Genomic DNA, 21,422 nt, shown 5'->3' with positions numbered 1-21,422 from the left:
GGGGCCGTTAATACATTAGATAGGGGGCGGGAACGTCCCTGTCTTACCGCCGTTCCTGCTCGTTGCACAAACATCCTACAAACGATGTGTCGTGACTGTCAAGGAACCCGCTCGTCAGCTCAATCCCCGTTCCTGCCTCGATCCCTCGGCCCCGTCATCTTGTGACCCCCCATCGTGTATGCTAGAGTCTCGACTCCCAAAAAACGACGCAGTCAGTCATCGGCGTTCAGCCATGGCTCGTGGGTCTCGGACTCGGCGGCGTGCTGAAAGCTGAGAGTTGACGGCTCAAGGCTATGCCCATGAACTCCCAGTACGAACATCGCGTGATCGAAGAGAAGTGGCAGGCTTATTGGGCCCAACAGGGCACCTTCCTGGCCACGGAGGACCAGGCCCGTCCCAAGTACTACTGTCTGGAGATGTTTCCATACCCTTCCGGACGGATCCACATGGGCCACGTGCGGAACTATGCGATCGGAGACGTGGTGGCCCGCTACAAGGCGATGCGGGGCTTCAACGTCCTGCACCCGATGGGATGGGACGCGTTCGGCCTGCCGGCCGAGAACGCGGCCATCGCCAAGGGCGTGCATCCCAGCCGATGGACCGAGGAGAACATCGCCTACATGCGGGACCAGCTCCGGCGCATGGGCCTTTCCTACGACTGGGAGCGGGAGGTGGCCACCTGCGCGCCGGACTACTACAAGTGGAACCAGTGGTTCTTTATCAAGATGTATGAGCGCGGGCTGGCCTATCGCAAACGCTCGGCCGTCAACTGGTGTCCGAGCTGCGAGACCGTGCTGGCCAACGAGCAGGTGGAGGAGGGGCTCTGCTGGCGGTGCGACTCGGTCGTGATCCAGAAGGAGCTCGAACAGTGGTTCTTTCGGATCACCTCCTATGCGGAGGAGCTGCTGCGCGACCTGGACAAGCTGGCCGGGTGGCCGGAGCGCGTGCTCACGATGCAACGCCACTGGATCGGGAAGAGCGTCGGCGTCGAGGTGGACTTCCCCCTGGCCGAGCCGGCCGGCGATCTGCGGGCCGTCCGCATCTTCACCACCCGCCAGGATACGATCTTCGGCGCGACCTTCATGAGTCTGGCGCCGGAATCGCCGCTGGTCGAGTCCTTGATCCGGGGCCGGCCTGAGGCTGGGTCGGTGCGCGAGTTCGTGGCGCGGGTCTCCCGCCAGGACAGGGCGGTCCGGACCGCCGCCGACCGGGAAAAGGAAGGAGTCTTCACCGGCGCGCATGCGATCAACCCGTTCACGAAGCAGGCCATCCCGATCTGGGTGGCCAACTTCGTCCTCTACGAATACGGGACCGGCGCGATCATGGCGGTCCCCGCCCACGACCAGCGGGACTTCGAGTTCGCGAAGAAGTACGGCATTCCCGTCCGGCTGGTCATCCAGAATCCAGCCGGGACCCTGGACGAGCCGAATCTGGAGGCCGCCTATGAGGAGCAGGAGTCAGCCGGCCTCCTGGTCAACTCCGACCGCTTCACCGGTCTGTCCGTGCCGGAGGCGAAAGACCGGATCGCCGAATTCGTCGAGGCGCAGGGGATGGGCCGGCGCACGGTGAACTACCGGCTGCGCGACTGGGGCGTCTCCCGGCAGCGCTACTGGGGCACCCCGATCCCGATGGTCTATTGCGAGGCCTGCGGCGTCGTGCCGGTGCCGGAGCGCGACCTGCCGGTGGTCTTGCCGCCCGATGTGCCCTTCACCGGCAAGGGCGCCTCGCCGTTGGCGCAGTCCGAGAGCTTCGTCCGGACGTCCTGCCCCACGTGCGGCCGCCAGGCCCGGCGCGAAACCGACACGATGGACACCTTCGTGGACTCCTCCTGGTACTTCCTCCGCTATTGCTCTCCGCGCGAACACCGGCAGCCGATCCAGCCGGCGGCCGCCCGGTACTGGATGGCGGTGGACCAGTACGTCGGCGGCATCGAGCACGCCGTGCTCCACCTGCTCTACGCGAGGTTTTTCACGAAGGTCATCCGGGACCTGGGTCTGACCCACGTGGACGAGCCTTTCCAAAGCCTGCTCACGCAGGGGATGGTCTGCAAGGAGACCTACCGCTGCCCGACGCACGGCTGGCTGTTCCCCGGCGAGCTGGCCGGCTCCGAGAAGGACGGCTGGCGCTGCGCTCTGTGCCAGGCGGAGGGAAAGCGGACGCCCGTGGAGCGGGGCCGGGTGGAGAAGATGTCCAAGTCCAAGAAGAACATCGTGGACCCGGAGCACCTGATCGCCGCCTACGGAGCCGACACCGCCCGCCTCTTCTCCCTCTTCGCGGCGCCGCCGGACAAGGACCTGGAGTGGAGCGACTCGGGCGTGGAGGGCTGCGCGCGGTTCCTCAACCGGGTCTGGCGGCTCTTCGCGGAGCTGGAGGCGCGAGGCGCGGGGCGAGAGGGGGAGCGCTCGACCTCGACGGTCGAAGCGCCGCCGCGCGCGATCGAGCTGCGCCGCCTGACGCACCGGACGATCAAGAAGGTCACCGACGACATCGAGCGGGAGTTCCAGTTCAACACGGCGATCGCGGCCCTTATGGAGTTCGTGAACGGGCTCTATAAATGGGTGGCGGAGCGGAAGGCCGACGGGGCGCCGGACGAGACCGCCGCGCTCCGTGAGGCGGCCCGGACGCTGGTCCTCCTCCTGGCGCCCTTTGCGCCCCACCTGGCCGAGGAGCTCTGGACGTCGTTGGGCCGGCAGCCGAGCGTGGCGCGCCAGCCTTGGCCCGAGTACGAGCCGGCGCTGGTCGCGAGCGAGCGGCTCACGATCCCGATCCAGGTGAACGGCAAGCTGCGGAGCAGGATCGAGGTGCCGGCCGATTCGACCGAGGAGCAGGTCGTCGCGCTGGCCAGACAGGACCCCAAGCTTGCGGAGTGGCTCCAGGGCAAGAGCCCCCGCAAGGTCATCTACGTCGAGAAGAAGCTCGTCAACTTCGTCGTCTAGCCGGCCGACGCAAGCGAACCGTGAACGATTAATAGTGAACGGTGAACAGTTCAAAGTGAACAGCGGGAGTTGGAGACAGTCTTTTTTACTGTTCACTCTTTACTGTTCACTGTTCACTTCTTCATGCGGGTATCAGTTCCGGGTTGACGGAGTGGCAGGGCCGACGATCGGCGGGACTTCCGCCAAACCCGCCGCCTCCACCCGGGAAGACGCACCCCGCCTGGTCATCCCCATCTTCGAGAACAAGACCTTCGAGCCGAACTTGGAGCAGAAGCTCACCACCTACGCGCGCCACGAGTTTTCGGCCGGCAGCGGGGTGCGCGTGGTGCCAGGCGCCGAGGCGGCCGACCTGCGGCTCAAGGCGACGATCGTCTCCGTCCTGACCCCGTCCCTGAGCTTCACGCAGTCGGCGACGTTTGAGACCCGGGTCACGGTGACGGTGAAGGCGGTGGTGGAGGACTTGCGCTCCGGCAAGGAGGTCTGGAACCAGAATTCCACGGCCTCTTCCGAGTTTTTCATCACCAACGACCTGCAGTTCAACCGCGTGCTGCAGGCCCGCGCCCTGGAGCAGGCCGGCCGCTTGATCGCGGAGGATCTGGCCACCCGCTTCCTGGCCCACTTGGAGGCCAAGGCTCAAGCGAAGGACGCGGCGCCGGCCGAGAAGAAGAGCGCCCAGTAAGAAGCCGCAAGGCTCTCGTCACACCATGAACGTCAGGCCTCAGGAATTGAGCGCGACGATCGGGCGGCAGGGGATCGCCTCCCTCTACCTGGTCGTCGGGGAGGAGGACTGTCTGCGCGACCAGGCGGTGGCGGCGATCCGTGCGGCGGTGCTGGGCGGGGGGAGCGGCGCGTCGGCTCCCGACGGGGGATTGGAGGCGTTCAACCATGATCTGCTCTACGGCGACGAGACTGGGGCGGCGGAGATCCTCGCGCGAGCCGGCGAGGTTCCGGTCTTCGCCTCGCGCCGCCTGGTGATGGTCAAGGCAGCGGAGAAGCTGCCGGCCCGGGAGGGGGAGGCCCTGCTTTCCTACTGCAAGGCTCCCTGCGACACCACGACCCTGGTGTTCGTCGCGGCGAAGCTGGACGGCCGGACCAAGTTCGCGCAGGGGCTCGGGAAGGCCGCGGTGGTGGTGGACTGCTCGGCCTTGACCGAATGGGACTTGACCGGATGGATCACGCGGGAAGCGGTGTCACTCGGCGTGCAACTGACCGGCGAGGCGGTCCAGACGCTCAAGGAGCGCGTGCTCTCGCTCAAGGATCAGGCCGGAGGCGCCCTCTACCCGGTCCGACGGGAGCTGGAAAAACTGGCGGCCTACGTTCCCAAGGGGTCGATTGCGGGACCGGCCGAGCTGGAGGCAGTCCGAGGCATGGAAGCGGGGGCCTCGGTCTTCGACCTGACCGCGGCGATCGCCGCCGGGGACCGGGAGCGGGTGCTGCGCATCGCGGCCCGCAACTTGGAAGCTGGCGAGGCGCCGGTGCGGATCCTCGGGTCGCTGGTCTGGCAGTACCGCCGCATCTGGAAGGTCAAGGACCTGTTGCGGCAGGGCGGCACCGAATCCGAAGCCGCCCGGCACCTGCGGATGCCGCCCTTCAAGGTCAAGGCGTTCCTGAGCCGGTTTCCCGACCCGGCCCTGCGGAGCGCCTTCCGGTTGTTCCTGGAGACCGACTCGAAGTTGAAGGGCGGCAGCGCGACCGCTCCGGAGCGGTCGCTGGAATCGCTGTTGCTGGCGCTCTGCTCGCTTGGCGGGGCCGGGACTGGTGGGAAGGGCCAGCCGGCTGATCGAGACAGGCCCAGCTCGTCTCTTCCGACGAAACCGGCGGCGCGGGCGGTCAGGCCCGGCCGGCCGACAGAGCGTTGACCCTGACGGCGAGACGGGAGATCCGTCGGGACGCGGTGTTCCGCTTGAGTACGCCTTTGGAGACCGCCTTGTGCAGCGAGGCCGTGGCTTCGCGCAGCGCAGCCTTGGCGCCGTCCACGCTCTTCTCGTCCACGGCGGCGAGCACTTTCTTCATGACGCTCTTGACCGCGCTCTGGACGGCCCGGTTCCGCTGGTTCCGCTTCTCGGCCTGGCGGGCCCGCTTGATGGTTGACTTGTGAATGACCGGCATGGGACCTTCTCCAAACGTGACTGGTGATAAAGAGCCGCCTTTGTAACACAGGCGCCCCGAGCCGGTCAAGCCGGCTTGGAGGGCCATGAAGCCGGGGATGCTCCGCGAACCGTAAGGGAGTCGCCGATGACGCAGATTGACGCCCGAGACCGGCTGATCCTGGCGCTCGACGTCCCGTCCGGGGACGAGGCCGAGCGGCTCATGGACCGCGTGGCGGCGGGTGTCCGGTTCGTCAAGATCGGCCTGGAGCTGTACACCGCGGCCGGGCCGGAGATCGTGCAGCGGGCCCTCGCACGGGGGAAGCGGGTCTTTCTGGACCTCAAGTTCCTGGACATCGAGGAGACCGTGCGGCGCGCCACCGCGCGCGTGGCGGACATGGGCGTGGACTTCCTGACCGTGCACGCGAACCGCAAGGCGCTGCGTGCGGCGGTCCAGGGTCGCGGCGAGCGGCCCCGGCTCAAGCTGCTGGCGGTCACGGTGTTGACTAACTTCGACGGGAACGATCTGCGGGACATGGGCATCCAGTGGAGCGTGGCCGATCTGGTCGCGGCGCGGGCCAGGCTGGCGGCGGAGGTCGGCTGCGACGGGGTCGTCGCCTCGGGGGAGGAGCCGGCGGCGATCCGGCAGCAGGTCGGGCCCCGGCTCCTCATCGTCACGCCCGGCATCCGTCCGGCGGGCAGGGGCGTGGACGACCACGCGCGCGCGACCACACCGGCCCAGGCGATCAAGGCCGGCGCCGACTATCTCGTGGTGGGGCGGCCGATCCGCGACGCCGCCGATCCGCAGGCCGCGGCCGATGCCATCGTGACCGAAATGCAAGCGGCGTTCGACGGACGAGCGTAGGCCCGGTCATCGGCCACTGGTCATTGGGAAGGCGCTCTCAAGTCATCCGAGTGACCAATGACGAATGGCGGTTGACGGACGGCGCTTTGGGGCCGCACTTGCGGCCATCTGGGCCATTTGTTAAGATCACTCGCCGCCACGCTTCCTCTTGCCATCTTGCCTGAGTGGTGGGTGTAGCTCAATGGTTAGAGCGCCTGGCTGTGGCCCAGGAGGTTGCGGGTTCGAAACCCGTCACTCACCCCACACGCTTCACAGGATCCCTTTCCGGCCCGCACGTCCGTCGCACCGGTTGCGCCTTCCAAGGAGCTCGTGAGTTGCGTCCTCGCCGGTCGTGTCGTCACGGCGTCTGCGCGGGGCATGATGTCCGCGGGGCGTCGCTGGTCGAGTTGCTGATCGTGATCGTCATCGTCGGCATCCTGGCCGGGATGGGGTTTCTGGCCTTCCTCACCTACCGGGCGAGAACCTACCAAGCCGAAGCGGCCGTCAATCTGGCGGGAATCTACGCGGCCGAGCGGGTCTTTTTCGCCGAGGCCGGCCGGTACAGCCATTTTTCCGACATCGGCTTCGCGTTGACCGACGGGGTCCACCGCTACACCTACCGGACCCACGGCACCACTGCAGAGGGACAGGACTCCGGCGAGGCGCAGATTCCGGCCGCCGTCGGCCCCGTGACGCCGGAGAACGGGCTTGTGCCGTCGGCCTCCGGCCCGACGGGGTTTACCGCCACGGCCACGGCCGATTTGGACGTGGACGCCGTCCTCGACCAGTGGCATGTCAACGACCGGGGGCAAGGAGTGCGAAAACCGGATGTCAACGACGCGGAGTAGCCGGTGACTTCGCGCTTGACTCTGCGTATCCGCCTCCCTATCCTGCGCCAATGCGCGCGACCGGTAGCCTCTCGGTTTTCCGCCTCCGACCTCGGGGTCGCTCCCTTTGCACCTCCGGCACGATCCCTTCCACCGCGAGTCCTCCCACCCCGCGCTTGGGACGTTTGCTCGTCGTCTGGTCGTGCGCGCTGTTCGTGACGCTCCTCGCCCAGCCGGCTTCGGCCGAGTGGTATATCGCGGGGCAGGTGGGCGGCGCCTTCCCGTCCAATCTGCAGGGACTCACAGGGGATCAGAGCAACGTCGGCGCGACGCTCACCAACGTCTCGTTGAAGATGGGACCGGTCTTCGGCGGCAAACTGGGGGTCTATTCCGAAGAGATGAAATGGCTCGGCATGGAGATCGAGGCCTACCAGAGCCTCCTCAAGGTGAAGGCCCAGACCTATACCCGTTCACAGTCCGGTACGACGACCACCGGGACTCTTTCGGAATCTTCGTTCAACATGACCACGATCGGGTTGAACCTGGTCGTGCGCTATCCTGGCGATTCCTTCCAGCCTTACGCGGGACTCGGCCTGGGGTTGTTTACCCCCAATACCGACAGCACGACTCAGGCCGGGCTCAACGCGCTGGCTGGGCTTCGCTACAAGTTCAGCCAGCACTTCGCCCTCTTCGGAGAGGGGAAGTACAATCGGGCCACGATTGACTTCAGAGATCCAACGAACTCCAGCCAGTTGTTTCAGGGGACTTACAGCGCAGTCCTGTTCGTAGCCGGCCTGTCCATCCATTTCTGATCGTTCCCCTCGTCCGGCCCAGGAGATTGGTTCGGACGGATCGTCGCCGAAGCGATCCCGCCTGGCGGACAAAGTCGGCGATGTTCTAGTCTGTGTGAAAAGAGCAACAATTTATGGCGAGAACCGCGCAATCGGGGGCCCTGTTCCTTGAGTCGCCACCTGCTTATCAAGAGTCGCAAGACTCATCTAACTCATTGATTCTAATGCCTGGAAGCTAATATTAAGGCGGGGAGTTCCGGCTTGGTACCGATCTTGCGGAAATCAATCCCCGTCACTAAGTCGGCCGGATTCACACGGAGGTCGAAACATGGTTACCGCAATGCTCGTCGCCTTCCTGGGCTGGATCCTCCTGCGGGGCGGGATCACCGACTGAACTGCCCTCTCCGTCCTCATTGCCTTCTCTCGTCAGCACGCGATTCCTTCACCCCCGAGCCTCAGGCCCGTTCCTCGTCCGATGCGACGTGCCGGCCGGGCTGGCTCAGGAAATGCCCAGTTGCCTGCACAGGCGCGACAGGTAGGTGGGTTGCAGTTTGAGAGCCAGGGCCGCCTTGCCCTTGCTCCCACCGGCCTTGTCGATGGCGTGGCGGATGAGGGCCCGTTTGTGCGCATTGATGGATTCGTGGAACGGCAGGTCCAGCAGCGAGGCAGCGGGCGCCGTCTCGAGGCTGGCGACCCCCAGAGCGATGTCCGAAGCCTGGATCGTGTCCCCGACCGCCAGGACCACGGCCCGCTCGATCACGTTCTCCAGCTCCCGCACGTTGCCGGGCCAGTCGTGCCGCTGGAGAACCGTGATCGCCTCGCGGGACAGCGTCATCGGGGGGCGCATCAGCTCGCGGCGGAACCGCTTGAGAAAGAAGGTGGCCAACGGGAGGATGTCTTCCTTGCGCTCCCGCAACGGAGGCAGCGCGATCGTCACGACGTTGAGCCGATAGAAGAGATCCTTCCGGAAGCGCCCGGCCTTGACGGCGGCGTGGAGGTCCTGGTTGGTGGCGGCGATGATGCGGATGTCCACCCGGATCGGGTGCGTGCCGCCGACCCGCTCGAACTCGTGATCCTGCAAGACCCGCAGCAGCTTGGCCTGGAGCTCCGGCTTCATCTCGCCGATCTCGTCCAGGAAGACCGTGCCGCCGTGGGCGACCTCGAAGAGCCCCTTCTTCAACTGGTGCGCACCCGTGAAGGCGCCTTTCTCGTGGCCGAACAGCTCGCTTTCCAGCAGGTGATCCGAGAGCGCGACGCAGTTCACCGCGAGAAACGGCTTGGACGCCCGGGGACTCCAGGCGTGGATGGAGCGGGCCACGATCTCCTTGCCCACTCCGCTTTCCCCCAGCAGCAACACCGTGGCCTGGGCCTCGGCCACCTTGCGAGCCAGGGCCACCGCGTCTCGCATGGCGGCGCTCTCCCCGATGAGGGTTTTGTAACGCTCTTCCAATTCCCCCTGAAGGTAGCGGTTTTCCTCGCGGATCGTGGAGACGAGCTGAGCGTTCCGGAGCGCAACCGACGCGTGGGCGGCGAAAGCCGACAGGAGGTCGAGATCCACCTGCTCGAACTGCTTTTCCTTGGCCGTGTTGAGGACCTCGATGACCCCCAGAACCCGGCCGCGGTCTTGCAGCGGCACGGCCAGAATGGACTTGGTCCGAAAGCCGGTCGACTGGTCGACCTTGCGGTCGAACCGCGGATCTTTCGACACGTCGTTCACCAGCACGGGCCGGCGCTCCTTCACGACCCAGCCGGCGATTCCCTGCCCGGGCTGCAGGCGAATCTCCTTGAGCAGCTCGCTCGCCGGTCCGACCGGAACCTTGAACACGAGCTCGTTGGTCAGCGGATCGACCAGCAGGAGGCTGCAGGCGTTCGTGCACATCAACCGATTCGCGGTCTGCAGGATCAGGTACAGCAGGTGATCCAGGTCGACCGCTGAGGTCAGCAGGTGGCTGAGTTCCAGCAGAGACGCCAGTTGCTCCCTGGTCGGATTCGACGGGACCGGATGCTGGCTCAGCAGGTGCGCGATCGTGGGGCCGGCGCCGGGCTCGTGGCTGAACGCCAGGCCGAGGTAAAAGGTTTGATGCGCGTCGTCACCGTGAGCCGGGGTCGGGCTCGCGATCCACACGGGCCGTCCCGTGAGCCACGCGTCTTGCCCATCCTGGGCGGTGACCTGGCAGTCAATCTGGACGCGGCCGTTTCGCAAAAGGGTGGTGGAGCAGGGCAGGGGGCCGAGCGTGTGGAGACGCATGCCGTCGGTGCAGAGGTCGTAGGCCCAGGCGTTGCCCGACCCGATGAGCCGGGAACGGCGCTCCTCCCGGAGCCGGTACTGCACGAGAAAGGACCGGCGGAGGCGCTGGACCTTGCGTCGCTCCGGGCCGCTATACGCCGGAGAACCCATGCCGGCTTCGCCCCGCAAGATAAGGAGAGTTGAAGCTCTCCGAAAGGTGGCGGAAGTGTAGCAAGCTGCTTCGGAGAAGACAACCGCACGCCGCTCCCCTTCTTATCCTCCCGGATACATACCTTATCCATTCGTATCCGTGATGCGCGTCAAACCCGGGTTCTCTCTCCTATCCTGACCCTGGCCGTGCCGGGAAGCTTTCCGCATCAATTCAGCCGGTTGCGCCCGGTTATCGGGGCCGGCTCGGTCAACGATGGCGACTGGTACTGGGCTTGCTCAAGGGGTAAGCCATGGTCGCCGTCACGTCTCGCGGCGCAGCGATGGACACACGGGTGGGGCAGAGGTCTCTGATGCTTCCGATGGGAACTGAGGAGACCGTGGATGAATGCAGGAAGGCCGCCCAGCCTTCCTGGGGACGGACGCCTGCAAGCCGTCCCATCGGGGCGGGGCTTTCCATCCTCCGGAAATCCCCCGCCCCCCCTTTATTATCGTCAAGGACCTCATGGGCGCACAGGTCCGGAGTCGAAGGCAGTCTAGCCTGACAGCGGGCGGGTGAACGGCCCGGACCTGATGGGTGCTACGGACTCGATCGCCTGCGGTCTGGCCGGCTGGGACTCGGCCTGGGACATGTCCAGGGTCCCGCTGAAGACGACGCCCTGCTCCATGGACAGGAGCGGAGCCTTGATGGATCCCTTCAGGACCGCCGGTGCCAGGAGCTGCACCGACTCCGTCGCGATGATGTCGCCGGTGATCTGTCCCTGGCTGACGACCTTGCGGGCGTTCACGGACGCCGTGAGGATGGCTTCTTCTCCCACCAACAGCACGCCGGTCGTGTGGATTTCACCCTCCAGTTGCCCGTCGATCCGGACGGTGCCGTCGTAGCGGATGACCCCCTTGAACTCCACGCCTTTCCCGACGAAGGCGATGACATCCGCGCCCTTTCCGCTCGCGCTCTCGGAAGGGTCCCCTTCGAGCAGCGTCCGGCTGCCGTTTCCCCGCTTTTCACCCGCATCCCCGTTCCCGTTCTTCCACATGTCCCGTCCCTCCTTCTGGTTGTGTGGTCCCGTGTCGAATGAGGCTTTTACGTGTGTCTGACCATCCAGGCCGTACCCGGCGCGGCGGGCGAGATCGAGTAAGCGAATCGGGAGCTCTTGCGGAGATTCAGCGCCCCTTCCCGGCTGAGGTGGTCCACGGCGTGGAAGATCTGGTTCCAGGAATATGCGGGCAGGGCGCGCACCAACTGATCGAATCCGCAAGGTCCCAGGCGGGCGAGGTGATCGAGGATGGCTGTCTCCAGCGTATGAGTGCAAAGCATGACGGCCTCCCTCCGATGTAGGTGCGGTGCAGCGGTGCCGCTGAACGAGACCATGGGTTTATTAACTGAGCATGAACGGTGCCATCGCAATCCTTCCGGGCTTGTTGCGCAACTCGTTGAAATATTTGAATGGCCGACCCTCGCTCGTCCTCGATCCCCATCAATCTCACTGAAAGCGTCAAACCGTTGACGCCATTGACGCCGACTCGAAACGAGTGGCTGGCGGCGTCGCCGGACCTCGTTTGCTCCCTTGACAGGTGCGCAAGAGATCGGTCACCATCCGCGGCTCGCGACGGCCGAATCTTCCGCAATGAGAACGCTTCCACGGGCGGCGCCACGACCACGCGCTTGGACGAATGCGTGTGCATGTTCGACTGATCTGCCTCATGCTCCTCTGCGGGACCGGCTGCGTCTCGGTTCACGTGGAGCCGCTCGTCCTTGAGCCGTACCCGCCGCGGCTCGGCGGACAGCCGCCCGCGGCGCTTCAGGGGGAGCCGGTCAGGCCCAACGTGAAGCTCGCGCGCCTGATCGCGACCAGCGAGTCGGCCGACGAGGACGCGCTCCGAGGCAAGATCCTGCAGGTTGCCGGAAAAATGGGAGCCGATGCCGTGATCATGGGTAAGGCGGACGTGCTCGAGGGGGCGGACTTGGGACAGACGTACCAGTCCACCAACAGTCCAGAGGTGTCGAGCTCGCTCTTTGGCGGGATGGGCAGCGGGGTGCCGTTCTTTTTCGATCCCTGGACCTACGTGCAGGCCCCCACCGACCGGGTCGAATGGACCTTGTATCTGTCAGGAATCGCCATCCGGTACAAGGACGGGGCGGAGCCGGTGAGCCAATAGGCTGCGCAAAGAAAGGAGTCCTATGTTGAACAGAGCGATCGCGATGCTGGGCGCCACCCTGATCCTGGCGGCTGGCGGCTGTGTGGGGCCTGTCGGGATGCAGCGGGACGAGATCCATCCCTCGCACGTCGTCGTGAGCATGCTCGATCAGCACTTGAATCAGTTGAACGCCAACATCAGCGGGCTTGAGAAGCGGATCGCGGAGCTCCAGCGGATGCCGGACACGCCCGACCCGACCGTCCGCGAGATCCGGGCGCTGGACCTGGCGGGGTGGCAGCTTCACCAGCAGCAGTGGGCTCTCCAGCGAGACCATTTCCGGCTTGCCCAGGACCAGCTCCATCGTGCCCAGGGCGAGCCGGGGCAGAAGCCGCAATTGTTGGCACAGTGGCTCGCGCATGAGAAGGAGTACGAGGCAGCCCTTGAAGATTTTCGCCGTCGGCGGTACGAACTGGAGCGGAAGCGCCTGCAGGTCGAAGCCCGGGTCGTGGAACGGTACCTGCGGTGAAGGGGATGGGAAGGCCTCGGTCCAGACGAGCCGTTCGGCAGGCGGGCGGCATCCTGCCGGCCCTCGCCGTCCTGTTTGGCGCGGGACTCACCGGCTGCGCCGGCGTGGACACGATGCGCCTGACCAACGCGACCTTTCCGCCGAAGGCCTCAGTCGAGGAGGTGGAGGTGCTGGACCAGGTGCCGAAGTGCCCGCACGCTCAATTGGCGGAGCTCAGCATGGATGACGACTCCTCCGGGTTCGGGACCATGCAGAACAAGATCCTGCGGAAAGCAGCCGAGCTGGGAGCGGACGCCGTCATCTTCGCCAGGCCGGAAAAGCAGGTCGAGCATCAGGTGGCCTACCAGACCGCCTACAGTCCCTGGGGGTTCGGGGGCTGGACCTACGGTCCTTACGGCTATGGGACGGGCTACGAGACCTTCAGCATGGGCTATGGGGTCGGCGGCCCCTACCCGGGCATGTGGCCCGGCTACGGCGGCATGGCCGTGCCCTATGACGTCACGGTCAAATCGCTCAGGGGGCTGGCCATCAAGTACACGGGATCGGGCGGCCCCCGCTGCTAACGGCAGACAACTAGCCCGATCGGCTCTCGCGAAACGGCCGCCTGGCCTATTGTGCTCCGCCAGCCGCCAGCGCTAGACTACCGGCTCCATACGTGGCAGGAACTCAGCAATCCCACATTCACCAGGGTGAAGATGGGCTTCGTCGCACAGCCGAGGCTGCTCGTGCTAGCCGCGCTTATCGGCACTGCGGTTCTGGCCTGCGTGCACCATGATCCCCTCAAGCCGCGCGTCCCGGCGGACCGTCTCGACGAAGCCAAAGTCCTGAAAGCTCCCTTTGGCGACGCTCGGAAGGCATCCCCGGAGATCATCGCCGAGGGCAAGAAGCTGTTTCAGGGCAAGGGCTCCTGCTTTCACTGTCACGGCATGGAAGGCAAGGGCGACGGGCCGGCGGCGGGCAAGCTCTATCCTCATCCCCCCAGGAACTTCACGAGCTGCCAGTGGCACGAGGCCCGCACGGACGGGGAGCTCTTCTGGGTCATTGATCACGGGGTGCCCGGGACCGGCATGGTAGACCATGTCCACGACGGGCATCTGAAGGAAATTGAAGCCTGGAAGATCGTGGCCTATCTCCGCACCCTCTGCGAATTTCGGTGATCGCGATGGTGGGACGGCTTCTGAAGAAACGGCGGGCGGCCCTCGTGGTCTTCGGACTGATCGCCTTCCTCAGCTACGAATGGAGCGCGCTCGTTCCGAAGGCCAATGCGATCCCGGCCTTTGCCCGCAAGTACAACTTCGCCTGCAACGTCTGCCACGTGCCGGGGTTCCCCAAGCTGAACGACTTCGGGAATCTCTTCCGGGATCATGGGTATCAACTGGGTTCGGACAACGACCTGCCGGAATTCGAAGGGCTCGCGATGGGCTATTGGCCGGTCTCCCTTCGCAGCACCGTCGGCTACCGGACCCAGACCCTGGGGGTGAACGGAAGCGGGGGGAGCGGCACCAACGGCCCGGGCGACGTGACGACGGGCAGCTTCGGGTTCAAGACCCTGAACTTCCTCTCCTACGGGATCCTGGCCAAGAACGTCAGTTACGGGATCATCTATGCCCCCGCTCTCGGCAGCGGGAACTTCCAGACCAACCCGACGGGAGGCGACCTTCCCAACGCCTTCGTCCGGCTCAACAACGTGCAGCGGTTCCTCGGTGGATCGGCCGACAACTATCTGATGAACGTCAAGGTCGGAAAATACGAGCCGGAGCTGCCTTTCAGCGCCTTCCGGAATCCGACGCAGAACAATACGCCGATCGTCATCTACAACTACCAGGCAGGCACGGTCTACACCTCGGCGAATTTTCCGTCGAACAACCGGATCAGCAGCGGGTACACCAACGCCACGCTCTCCTCCCTGCAGCGCGGCCAGCCCGGCATTGAAGTTGCGGGGATCAAGCAGACAGCGGCGACCAACGGATTTTTCCGATACTCCCTCAACGCCTTCTCCAACAGCCAGGCCACCGGCGCCACCGGGGCGTCGGGAGGGCGCGGCTTTTACTTCTACGGCCACGCCACCCAGTCCTTCGGCGGGTACGGGATCGTGAGCGGCCATCGGATCGGCCTCTCCGGCTGGTACGGCGACGCTCCCACGCAGGCCAATCCGCTGAGCACGACCACGGGCACGGCTGGCGGCGGGCAGAAGTTCTATCGCGTCTCCGTGGACGGCAGCACCACGTTCGACGGGCAGTGGAACCTGTTCGGTGCGTTCATCCACGCTCAGGACGACAAAAATCTCATGACCGCGACGTCCGTCGTGAACCGACAGGATGCCCGGTGGAACGGCGGCTTCGTCGAGCTGGACTGGTATCCCAACGAGTTGCCCTTCTTCGGGACGCCCGGCTGGCTGTTCCTCTACCGCTATGACGTCGTCCGGAACGAGCAACAAGGAAACCGCACGTTCCGCGGGGACTTCAACAACGTGGACTCGCACACGTGGATGAGTCGGTACTACCTACACTTCTCCTCCCGCACCGATATCGCCTGGCACACCGAATATAATTGGTTCAGGAGCCGGGCGACCGGAAACAACGGACAGGACACGATCGGCCAGATGTTCTTCACCGGTTTTGACTTTGCGCTCTGACGGATCGAGTTTCGGAGCACACGCCAAGGACGGGAACATGAGCGGCAGAAGCTCACCCGGCTTGTCTCTTGGCGTGCTCGCCGTCGCCTGGTTGGCGGCGCTGGGCTTCTGCGGCTGTGCTGGCACGGTCCAGACCGGACCCCCGGAGACCAGGATCGTCTGCGGCCAGTGTGAGGAGGGAGACCGCTTCGTCAGGCTTCAGACCCGCCAGGCTCGGGAGCAAGGGGTCCGCTTCGCCCATCCGTTCAGGCTCAGTCCTGAAGACTGGAAGCCCATCCTGGCCAGCGTCCAGGTCCAGACCCTGACCACGAAGTTTCTGTTTCTGCCCGAGAAGCAGCCAGCCGTGCCGGCTTTCACGCAGGACGAGATCGACTACCTGAGCGGGACCCTCAGCAAAGCCTTCGCCGAGGCCCAGCCGCATGAGATCGTCGTGTTCGGGCTGGCCCACCCTGGCTCGCCCGACGTCGTCGAGATGACGACCGGCGGCTGGTTCGTCGAAAGGACGTCGCTCCACCTGGTGTTGGCCAATTACCGCTGCGCCGTCACCATGCCGGGAGTCCGCGAGCGGTTGAGCCGGGACCCGCTCAGCCCCAACACCGGAGATACCTTTGACCTCCCGGCCGGCGCACACCAGACGCTGGTCAGGGAGTCGAGCCTGGTCGGCCCGTCTCTGAATCCGACCCCCTCTGAGTTGGCGATCGATTACAAGCCCCTGCTTCTCACCCTGCTGGCGCCTCGGCCTAGGGGAGCGGCGCCCCCCGCGACCGCTGCTGATTCACCGGGGCGGGAGCAGAGGGGACCAGCGCGCCTCTCGATCGAAGAGTCGCTCGCGCTGCTGCAGAGGCTCAGAGATCGGGGATTGGTGACGGACGAGGAGTACCGGGCGAAGAAAAAGCAACTGATCGAGCAATTCTAGCCCGATCGTTCGCGGGTCACGGCTTCGGCTTTTCGTTCCCCTCCACGTATCGAATGGCGGTGGCGCTCATGTACATCTTCAGCGTGGCCACGTTGTATTCCATGATGTTCAGCAGATCCACCTTCTCCACCACGATCGCATCGGCGCCCAACGAGCGCGCCTCGGACAGGATCTTCGCTTGAAGCCGGTCCTCGTCGACGTGCTCGCCGGTGGCGACCAGCCGGGCCAGCTTCACGTGCGCCCGGGACGGGCTCTTCTTGAGGACTTCGACCTTGGCGTCGCCGGGCCGAGGCTGATAGCGGTCCTTCGTCAGCGGCTGCACGTCCAGCGACACGCAGCCCCCCAGCCAGAGGAGCGAGCCGAGGAGGACGGCTCCGGAAGCGACTTTCAGCAACCCCTGTTCGGCCGACATCTTCGTGCCCTGCGTGACCGGACCCGGCGCCCGCCCGTGACGGGCGTCGAACTGTCCCACAGCCGGGAGCCGATGTCAACCGGGCCTCGTCCTGTTCGGCGAACCGCGAAACCCGCTCCGCCTCGCCTGCATCCTGCTGATCGTGGCCGGCATCGCGGGGCTGAAGCTCGCGGGCTGAGCCGCCTCCTTGACCGGTCTTCCGGCAGGCAGTATCGTGGGGGAAAGGACTCCCGGGAAATCCCATGCCCCGCAAGACCCACTACCGTTCGCTCGCCGACCTGGCGGCCCACGTCCGCGTCGCCCGCGGCCTCGAGCCGGCCGATCTGGTGATCCGGGACACGCGCGTCCTCGACGTCTACACGGGCCGGTTCCTCGCGGGGGACCTGGCCGTCTACAACGGCTTCATCGTCGGCACGCGGGAGCGGTACGAGGGCCGCGCCCAGGTGGACGGGCGGGACCTCTTGGCCGTGCCGGGATTCATTGACGCCCACGTCCACATCGAGAGCAGCCTCCTCACGCCGGTGCGGTTCCAGCAGGCCGTGCTCCCCTCCGGCACGACCTCGGCGATCTGGGATCCGCACGAGATCGCCAACGTCAAGGGGAAGGACGGACTCGCCTGGGCCCTGGAGGCTTCGGAGGGGCTGGACCTCGACGTGTTCGTGATGCTGTCGAGCTGCGTGCCCTCCACGAGCCCGCAGTTGGAACTGGAGACGAGCGGGGCCCTGCTGCTGGCGGACGACCTGGCCGCGCTGCGGACGCATCCCCGCGTGCTGGGCCTGGCCGAGGTCATGAACTATCCGGGCCTCCTGGCCGGCGACCAGGAGGTCCTGCGCAAGTTGCTGGCGTTCCAGCCCATGCGGATTGACGGCCATTGTCCCGGCCTGCGTGGCCGGGACTTGAACGCCTACGGGGCGGCCGGCGTGCACAGTTGCCACGAATCCACGACGCTGGAAGAGGCCCGGGAAAAGCTGGAGAAGGGCTTGCACGTCCTGATCCGGGAAGGATCCTGCGCCAAGGACGCGGACGCGCTGCTCCCGCTGCTGGACGACTATTCGTCGGCCGTGATCGGGCTGTGCAGCGACGACCGGAATCCGGCCGACATCGCGAGAGAAGGACACATCGGCTTCATCGTGGACAAGGCGCTGCGAAACGGCCACAAGCCGGCCACGATCTTCCGTGCCGCCAGCTTTGCCGCCGCACGGGCTTACGGACTGGAGGACCGCGGGGTGCTGGCGCCGGGGTTCCTGGCGGATTTCTGTCTGGTCCGGCCGAGGGAAGGGGAGCGGTGGACGTCGGGGCTGAGCCTCGAGGCGGTCTACAAGAACGGGCAGCGGGTGGATCGCGAAGCGCTGGCCGTCCTGGCCGACGCGGGCGCACGGTCTGCAGGACGATCCCTTGCCCTTGCCCCGGCCCTGGGCGGGCGCAACATGAACCTCGACCCCTGTACGGTCGAGGATTTCCGCGTCGCGGCCCCGGCCGACGCCGACCGCCGGCGGGTGCGGGTCATCGGGGTCCGGCGCCGGCAGATCGTGACCGATTCCGTGACCGCGACGTTGCCCGCGTCGCGGGGGCAGGTGCTTCCGGACCCGACGCAGGACATCGCGAAGATCGCGGTCTTCGAGCGGCACCACCGCACGGGTCGGAAGGCGGTCGGGTTCGTCAAGGGTTTCGGCCTCACCCGCGGCGCGATCGCCACGTCGATCAATCACGACTCGCACAATGCGATCGTGGTCGGAGCCGACGACAGGGTCATGGCCGCGGCGCTCAACCATCTGGTCGCGATCGACGGGGGGATCGTGGTGGTGCGGGATCCGGACACGATCGAGGCGCTGCCGCTCCCGATCGCCGGGCTCATGTGCGACAAGGACCCCGAAGAGGTGGCGGCCTCGCTGGAGCGGCTGAAAGGGGCGGCTCAGGCGATGGGCTGCCGGTTGGAGGAGCCGTTCATCCAGCTTTCGTTCCTGGCTCTGCCGGTGATCCCGTCGCTGAAGATCACGGACCGGGGGCTGGTGGACGTGGACGCCTTCCGGCTGGTGTCGGCCGCCTGCTGAAGCGACAACCTGCGGCTTGTCAGAGCTGGGACTGGACGTACTGCATGAGGGCGTCCACGACCCGGTCCTCGGCTGAGCGGAAGCTGTCCGGATCGTCCGCCAATCCCTTGACCGAGATCTGGCCGACCTCCTGCTTCGTCTTCTTGTCCACGAACTGGAAGTCCACGAGCAGGTAGCCGTCCCCCACGGAGCCCGAGACCATCCCCACCTTTTCCTTGGTGTAGGACTCGTAGATCGCTCCGACGATCTCCGCGACCGAGCTCCACCACCGCAGGAAGCGGTTCCCCGTGTCCAACTTGACGATCGTGGCCTGCATCACGAGCACGTGCTGCTCGGAGTTCATCGAGGTGGCCACCCGGCGAAACTTTCCCATCGTGCCGATCTGCAGCAGCATTCTCTCCTGGAGATCGGCCACCAGCTTGGGCGGGGCGTTCTTGCCGCGGGGCGGGGGAATCTCGACGGCGTAGTAGGTGGTCAGCTTCCCTTCCACCGGCTTGACGACGTTCGTTTTCTGCAGCTCGACCGCGCAGCCGGTGGACGCGAGCAAGAGCAGGCAGGAGGCGACGAGGCGGCGCTGGAGTTGGCCTCGGCCCGGGCCGGTGGAACGGGGCACGGCGTGCATGGGCCGTATCTTACCCGAACGGATCGGAAAATCCTACCCGTCCGAGGGTGGGCCTTCAGGTCCGCCGCCGGTCTCCCTTCCGCTGGTCCCGCACGTAGGTGCTGCCCTCGAACGTCTTGGCGTGCCGCTTCAGCTGGGACACGATCAGGCTGACATCGGCCGGGTGGGTGATCGTGTCGGTCTCGCTCGAGACGGCCGCGATCGAGAGCGTCATGATCGGGAACTGCTCGTGGTTGCCGCGCCGGTCCACGGAGTCGATGTGGCCGCGCAGCCGGTCCTCGGTGTCGTAGAAGTCCGGGATCACGAGGTCGAAGCGCTTGATGATGGTCTGGCAGATGCCGTCGATCACGGCCGGATCGCAGAGAAACACGAAGTCGTCGCCCCCGACGTGGCCGACGAAGCCTTCGGCTCCGGCCTGCTCGCTCACGGCGGTGGTCACCAGACGGCAGGTGACCACCAGGACTTCGTCGCCCCGGGCGTAGCCGTACCGATCGTTGAACGACTTGAAGTTGTCGATGTCCAGGTAACCCACCGCGAAGGGTTTGCCGCTCTCGATCCGCCTGGCCGTCTCGCGGAGGATGGACGTGTTGCCCGGCAGCCGGGTCAAGGGATTCGCGTCGAGGGAACGGGTCTGGCGGCTCAGGCACAGGCGCAGGCGGCGGACGATCTCCTCGGGCCGGTAAGGAACCGTGACGTAGTCGTCCACGGCGAGGGCCCCCCAGTCCACGTCGTCTACGCGCACCTCGCGGAGCATGATCACGATGGGCAATTGCCCCAACAGGGGATCGGCCTTCAGCTCCCGGACCAGGGTCTCGACCGAGCGGCCCCCGGCTCCCTCCGCTGCCAGGATCAGGGTGGGAGGATGGTGAAGGAGGTCGTCCAGCTCGGCTCCGCCGGGATCGCCGGCGCACACCTCGAACCCGCACCGGCCCAGCACTTCGCCCAGCGCAGAGGCTTCGCTCGGGTCTCCGTGCAGGAGCAGCACCCGCCGGCAGGCTGTGGCGATCGCGGTCATAACAGGTACTCGTCCATCGTCTCGAACTCGTGCGCGGCGCGGGCCACGCAGACCGAGAGGTCTTCGTCGTTCAGATCGACCAGCTTCCAGGCCTCGTGCGACAGGGCTGGCACCAGGTCGTCGCCGGAGTCGCCGCAGCCCATCGCCTTGACGAGCACGTCGGCGACGTGGACGACCGCGGTCGGCTTCGGCGCGTCGCGCGCCAGGGTCGGCCGGTGGTGAAAGACCATGGGGTCCCGGAGCGAGGCCGGCAGGTTCCACTTGCTCGCCAGCAGGCCGGCGACGTCGGCATGGGTCAGCCCGAGTACGATCTGCTCCGCCTCGGTTCGATAGAGGTCCCGCTCGTGCACTGCCTGTTCGATGTGCGGGGCCAGCTCCGACAGTTTCACGTCGAGCACGACCTTCCCGAAATCGTGCAGCAGCCCCGCCACGAACACCTCCTCCAGGTTCTTGAGCCCCGAGCGGGCCGCCAGGATGCTGGACGTCATGGCTACGCCCAGCGAGTGGCGCCACAGCCGCTGCATGCCGGCCGCCTTCATCATGTCGAAGGCGGTCGCGCAGAGCGTCAGGCCCTTCACGACGTTCAGTCCCAGCACGACGACCGCATGGCTGACGGAGGCGATGCGGGTCGGGAACCCGTAGTAGGACGAGTTGGCCAGCTTCAGGACCTTCGCGGTCAGCACTTGGTCCTTCTCGATGATCCGGCCGAGGTCCTCGGCGGACGTGTCGTACCGGTTGCTCATCGTGACGACCTTTTGCACGACGTGGGGCAGGGTGGGAAGCTCGCCGAGGCTTTCGATCCGCCGCCGGATGGCGGCTTCGTCCATTGCGGGCTGGCCCGTCAGGGTCGTCATGGCGCCTCTCCCCGTTCACCGGCCGGGGCTCCGTACATGGTCCGGAGGTGCCGGACGATCGCCGCGCGAATCCGGTCCTGGAGCGGATCGCCGGCCACCTTCCGGAACCGCCGCGTCAGCTCCCGCTCCAGCTCGGATAGGGTCTTGGCCGACTCTCCCTCCTGCAAGGCCCGGCCCTCCACATAGATGGCGGCGAGTCCCATGCGTCTCAGCCTGGCGATCAGGGCGTCGCTCAGCACGGCGCCCTCGGAGAGGACGGGGAGGCCGTTTCCGTTCGTGACCGCCTTGGCGAGGGTCTGGCCCGGCTCGGCTTCCCCGATGGGGATCCGCCTCATGCGATCCTCTCCGACCCCGTCCGGTCAGTCATCGGCG

At 66.0% G+C, this 21,422-nt stretch carries 22 protein-coding genes, 1 tRNA gene and 1 pseudogene; 15 read left to right on the top strand and 9 right to left on the bottom strand.

Going from position 1 to position 21,422, the window contains the following annotated elements; genetic code table 11:
* Positions 1-299 precede the first annotated feature (299 nt).
* The 3 genes from leuS to holA all read left to right on the top strand — a co-directional run bounded on the left by leuS (position 300) and on the right by holA (position 4,795).
* On the top strand, positions 300-2,936 hold the full coding sequence (gene leuS / locus AB1411_12010; protein ID MEW6544323.1) for a leucine--tRNA ligase: 2,637 nt from the start codon (positions 300-302) through the stop codon (positions 2,934-2,936).
* Between the two features lie 151 nt (positions 2,937-3,087).
* Positions 3,088-3,615 carry an LPS assembly lipoprotein LptE gene (gene lptE, locus AB1411_12005; protein MEW6544322.1) on the top strand — a complete coding sequence of 176 codons (528 nt, stop codon included), beginning with the start codon at positions 3,088-3,090 and terminating at the stop codon, positions 3,613-3,615.
* 25 nt (positions 3,616-3,640) lie between these two features.
* Complete coding sequence (gene holA, locus AB1411_12000; protein ID MEW6544321.1) at positions 3,641-4,795, top strand: DNA polymerase III subunit delta; 1,155 nt, start codon at positions 3,641-3,643, stop codon at positions 4,793-4,795.
* On the opposite strand, the gene rpsT is transcribed toward holA, so the two are convergent.
* Positions 4,767-5,045, bottom strand: coding sequence for a 30S ribosomal protein S20 (gene rpsT / locus AB1411_11995; GenBank protein ID MEW6544320.1), 279 nt, complete (start codon positions 5,043-5,045; stop codon positions 4,767-4,769). The genes holA and rpsT overlap by 29 nt on opposite strands.
* Before the next feature lie 126 nt (positions 5,046-5,171).
* Here rpsT and pyrF point away from each other — a divergent pair, with 126 nt between their 5' ends.
* From pyrF to AB1411_11975, 4 genes are all read left to right on the top strand, one after another.
* Positions 5,172-5,888 carry an orotidine-5'-phosphate decarboxylase gene (gene pyrF / locus AB1411_11990; protein MEW6544319.1) on the top strand — a complete coding sequence of 239 codons (717 nt, stop codon included), beginning with the start codon at positions 5,172-5,174 and terminating at the stop codon, positions 5,886-5,888.
* A 167-nt stretch (positions 5,889-6,055) separates the two neighbouring features.
* Positions 6,056-6,131, top strand: a tRNA-His gene (locus AB1411_11985).
* Positions 6,132-6,202: 71 nt separating this feature from the next.
* A complete protein-coding gene (locus AB1411_11980) occupies positions 6,203-6,715 on the top strand; it encodes a type II secretion system protein (GenBank protein ID MEW6544318.1) in 513 nt (170 codons plus the stop codon).
* 155 nt (positions 6,716-6,870) lie between these two features.
* On the top strand, positions 6,871-7,506 hold the full coding sequence (locus AB1411_11975; GenBank protein MEW6544317.1) for an outer membrane beta-barrel protein: 636 nt from the start codon (positions 6,871-6,873) through the stop codon (positions 7,504-7,506).
* Between the two features lie 478 nt (positions 7,507-7,984).
* Here AB1411_11975 and AB1411_11970 read toward each other — a convergent pair whose 3' ends face one another.
* The 3 genes from AB1411_11970 to AB1411_11960 form a co-directional block, all read right to left on the bottom strand.
* Positions 7,985-9,883 carry a sigma 54-interacting transcriptional regulator gene (locus tag AB1411_11970; protein ID MEW6544316.1) on the bottom strand — a complete coding sequence of 633 codons (1,899 nt, stop codon included), beginning with the start codon at positions 9,881-9,883 and terminating at the stop codon, positions 7,985-7,987.
* Positions 9,884-10,416: 533 nt separating this feature from the next.
* A complete protein-coding gene (locus tag AB1411_11965) occupies positions 10,417-10,917 on the bottom strand; it encodes a polymer-forming cytoskeletal protein (protein ID MEW6544315.1) in 501 nt (166 codons plus the stop codon).
* Positions 10,918-10,964: 47 nt separating this feature from the next.
* Complete coding sequence (locus tag AB1411_11960) at positions 10,965-11,198, bottom strand: hypothetical protein (GenBank protein MEW6544314.1); 234 nt, start codon at positions 11,196-11,198, stop codon at positions 10,965-10,967.
* 362 nt (positions 11,199-11,560) lie between these two features.
* Between AB1411_11960 and AB1411_11955 the strand changes: the two genes are divergently transcribed.
* The 6 genes from AB1411_11955 to AB1411_11930 all read left to right on the top strand — a co-directional run bounded on the left by AB1411_11955 (position 11,561) and on the right by AB1411_11930 (position 16,096).
* Positions 11,561-12,040, top strand: coding sequence for a hypothetical protein (locus AB1411_11955; GenBank protein ID MEW6544313.1), 480 nt, complete (start codon positions 11,561-11,563; stop codon positions 12,038-12,040).
* 22 nt (positions 12,041-12,062) lie between these two features.
* Entirely contained in the window at positions 12,063-12,545 is a 483-nt protein-coding gene (locus AB1411_11950) for a hypothetical protein (GenBank protein MEW6544312.1), read from the top strand.
* A 5-nt stretch (positions 12,546-12,550) separates the two neighbouring features.
* On the top strand, positions 12,551-13,108 hold the full coding sequence (locus tag AB1411_11945; GenBank protein MEW6544311.1) for a hypothetical protein: 558 nt from the start codon (positions 12,551-12,553) through the stop codon (positions 13,106-13,108).
* A 132-nt stretch (positions 13,109-13,240) separates the two neighbouring features.
* Complete coding sequence (locus AB1411_11940) at positions 13,241-13,702, top strand: cytochrome c (protein ID MEW6544310.1); 462 nt, start codon at positions 13,241-13,243, stop codon at positions 13,700-13,702.
* 5 nt (positions 13,703-13,707) lie between these two features.
* Positions 13,708-15,180: a hypothetical protein gene (locus AB1411_11935; protein ID MEW6544309.1), complete on the top strand. Its 1,473-nt coding sequence runs from the start codon at positions 13,708-13,710 to the stop codon at positions 15,178-15,180.
* A 37-nt stretch (positions 15,181-15,217) separates the two neighbouring features.
* Positions 15,218-16,096 (top strand): SHOCT domain-containing protein, encoded by an 879-nt coding sequence (locus AB1411_11930; GenBank protein MEW6544308.1) that lies wholly within the window; start codon positions 15,218-15,220, stop codon positions 16,094-16,096.
* Between the two features lie 16 nt (positions 16,097-16,112).
* Here the strand turns inward: AB1411_11930 and AB1411_11925 are convergent, their stop codons facing one another.
* The gene (locus tag AB1411_11925; protein ID MEW6544307.1) at positions 16,113-16,568 is read right to left on the bottom strand and encodes a hypothetical protein; all 456 of its coding nucleotides are present in this window, start codon (positions 16,566-16,568) and stop codon (positions 16,113-16,115) included.
* Between the two features lie 22 nt (positions 16,569-16,590).
* Here AB1411_11925 and AB1411_11920 point away from each other — a divergent pair.
* Together AB1411_11920 and ade are read left to right on the top strand one after the other, a co-directional pair.
* Positions 16,591-16,686, top strand: a pseudogene (locus AB1411_11920) (QacE family quaternary ammonium compound efflux SMR transporter).
* A 64-nt stretch (positions 16,687-16,750) separates the two neighbouring features.
* On the top strand, positions 16,751-18,559 hold the full coding sequence (ade, locus tag AB1411_11915) for an adenine deaminase (protein MEW6544306.1): 1,809 nt from the start codon (positions 16,751-16,753) through the stop codon (positions 18,557-18,559).
* Positions 18,560-18,578: 19 nt separating this feature from the next.
* On the opposite strand, the gene AB1411_11910 is transcribed toward ade, so the two are convergent.
* The 4 genes from AB1411_11910 to AB1411_11895 are packed head-to-tail and all read right to left on the bottom strand — an operon-like array spanning position 18,579 to position 21,385.
* Positions 18,579-19,181, bottom strand: coding sequence for a hypothetical protein (locus AB1411_11910; GenBank protein MEW6544305.1), 603 nt, complete (start codon positions 19,179-19,181; stop codon positions 18,579-18,581).
* A 55-nt stretch (positions 19,182-19,236) separates the two neighbouring features.
* Positions 19,237-20,196, bottom strand: coding sequence for a diguanylate cyclase (locus AB1411_11905; GenBank protein MEW6544304.1), 960 nt, complete (start codon positions 20,194-20,196; stop codon positions 19,237-19,239).
* Complete coding sequence (locus AB1411_11900; GenBank protein MEW6544303.1) at positions 20,193-21,050, bottom strand: HDOD domain-containing protein; 858 nt, start codon at positions 21,048-21,050, stop codon at positions 20,193-20,195. The genes AB1411_11905 and AB1411_11900 overlap by 4 nt, the downstream gene beginning before the upstream one ends.
* Complete coding sequence (locus tag AB1411_11895; protein MEW6544302.1) at positions 21,047-21,385, bottom strand: Fur-regulated basic protein FbpA; 339 nt, start codon at positions 21,383-21,385, stop codon at positions 21,047-21,049. Before AB1411_11895 ends, AB1411_11900 begins: the two co-directional genes overlap by 4 nt.
* Positions 21,386-21,422 lie beyond the last annotated feature (37 nt).

It is taken from the genome of Nitrospirota bacterium (assembly GCA_040757595.1).
GTDB lineage: Bacteria > Nitrospirota > Nitrospiria > Nitrospirales > Nitrospiraceae > JBFLWP01.
This window is presented reverse-complemented; position numbering and strand designations above follow the sequence as displayed.

Excerpts from the sequence above, each read along its gene's own strand:
- AB1411_11905 (MEW6544304.1), bottom strand. The coding sequence starts at position 20,196 with ATGACCGCGATCGCCACAGCCTGCCGGCGGGTGCTGCTCCTGCACGGA.
- ade (MEW6544306.1), top strand. The coding sequence starts at position 16,751 with ATGCCCCGCAAGACCCACTACCGTTCGCTCGCCGACCTGGCGGCCCAC.
- AB1411_11970 (MEW6544316.1), bottom strand. The coding sequence starts at position 9,883 with ATGGGTTCTCCGGCGTATAGCGGCCCGGAGCGACGCAAGGTCCAGCGC.
- AB1411_11910 (MEW6544305.1), bottom strand. The coding sequence starts at position 19,181 with ATGCACGCCGTGCCCCGTTCCACCGGCCCGGGCCGAGGCCAACTCCAG.
- AB1411_11940 (MEW6544310.1), top strand. The coding sequence starts at position 13,241 with ATGGGCTTCGTCGCACAGCCGAGGCTGCTCGTGCTAGCCGCGCTTATC.
- pyrF (MEW6544319.1), top strand. The coding sequence starts at position 5,172 with ATGACGCAGATTGACGCCCGAGACCGGCTGATCCTGGCGCTCGACGTC.
- AB1411_11900 (MEW6544303.1), bottom strand. The coding sequence starts at position 21,050 with ATGACGACCCTGACGGGCCAGCCCGCAATGGACGAAGCCGCCATCCGG.
- AB1411_11930 (MEW6544308.1), top strand. The coding sequence starts at position 15,218 with ATGAGCGGCAGAAGCTCACCCGGCTTGTCTCTTGGCGTGCTCGCCGTC.
- leuS (MEW6544323.1), top strand. The coding sequence starts at position 300 with ATGAACTCCCAGTACGAACATCGCGTGATCGAAGAGAAGTGGCAGGCT.
- rpsT (MEW6544320.1), bottom strand. The coding sequence starts at position 5,045 with ATGCCGGTCATTCACAAGTCAACCATCAAGCGGGCCCGCCAGGCCGAG.
- AB1411_11945 (MEW6544311.1), top strand. The coding sequence starts at position 12,551 with ATGGGAAGGCCTCGGTCCAGACGAGCCGTTCGGCAGGCGGGCGGCATC.
- AB1411_11895 (MEW6544302.1), bottom strand. The coding sequence starts at position 21,385 with ATGAGGCGGATCCCCATCGGGGAAGCCGAGCCGGGCCAGACCCTCGCC.
- AB1411_11960 (MEW6544314.1), bottom strand. The coding sequence starts at position 11,198 with ATGCTTTGCACTCATACGCTGGAGACAGCCATCCTCGATCACCTCGCC.
- AB1411_11965 (MEW6544315.1), bottom strand. The coding sequence starts at position 10,917 with ATGTGGAAGAACGGGAACGGGGATGCGGGTGAAAAGCGGGGAAACGGC.
- holA (MEW6544321.1), top strand. The coding sequence starts at position 3,641 with ATGAACGTCAGGCCTCAGGAATTGAGCGCGACGATCGGGCGGCAGGGG.
- AB1411_11935 (MEW6544309.1), top strand. The coding sequence starts at position 13,708 with ATGGTGGGACGGCTTCTGAAGAAACGGCGGGCGGCCCTCGTGGTCTTC.
- AB1411_11950 (MEW6544312.1), top strand. The coding sequence starts at position 12,063 with ATGTTGAACAGAGCGATCGCGATGCTGGGCGCCACCCTGATCCTGGCG.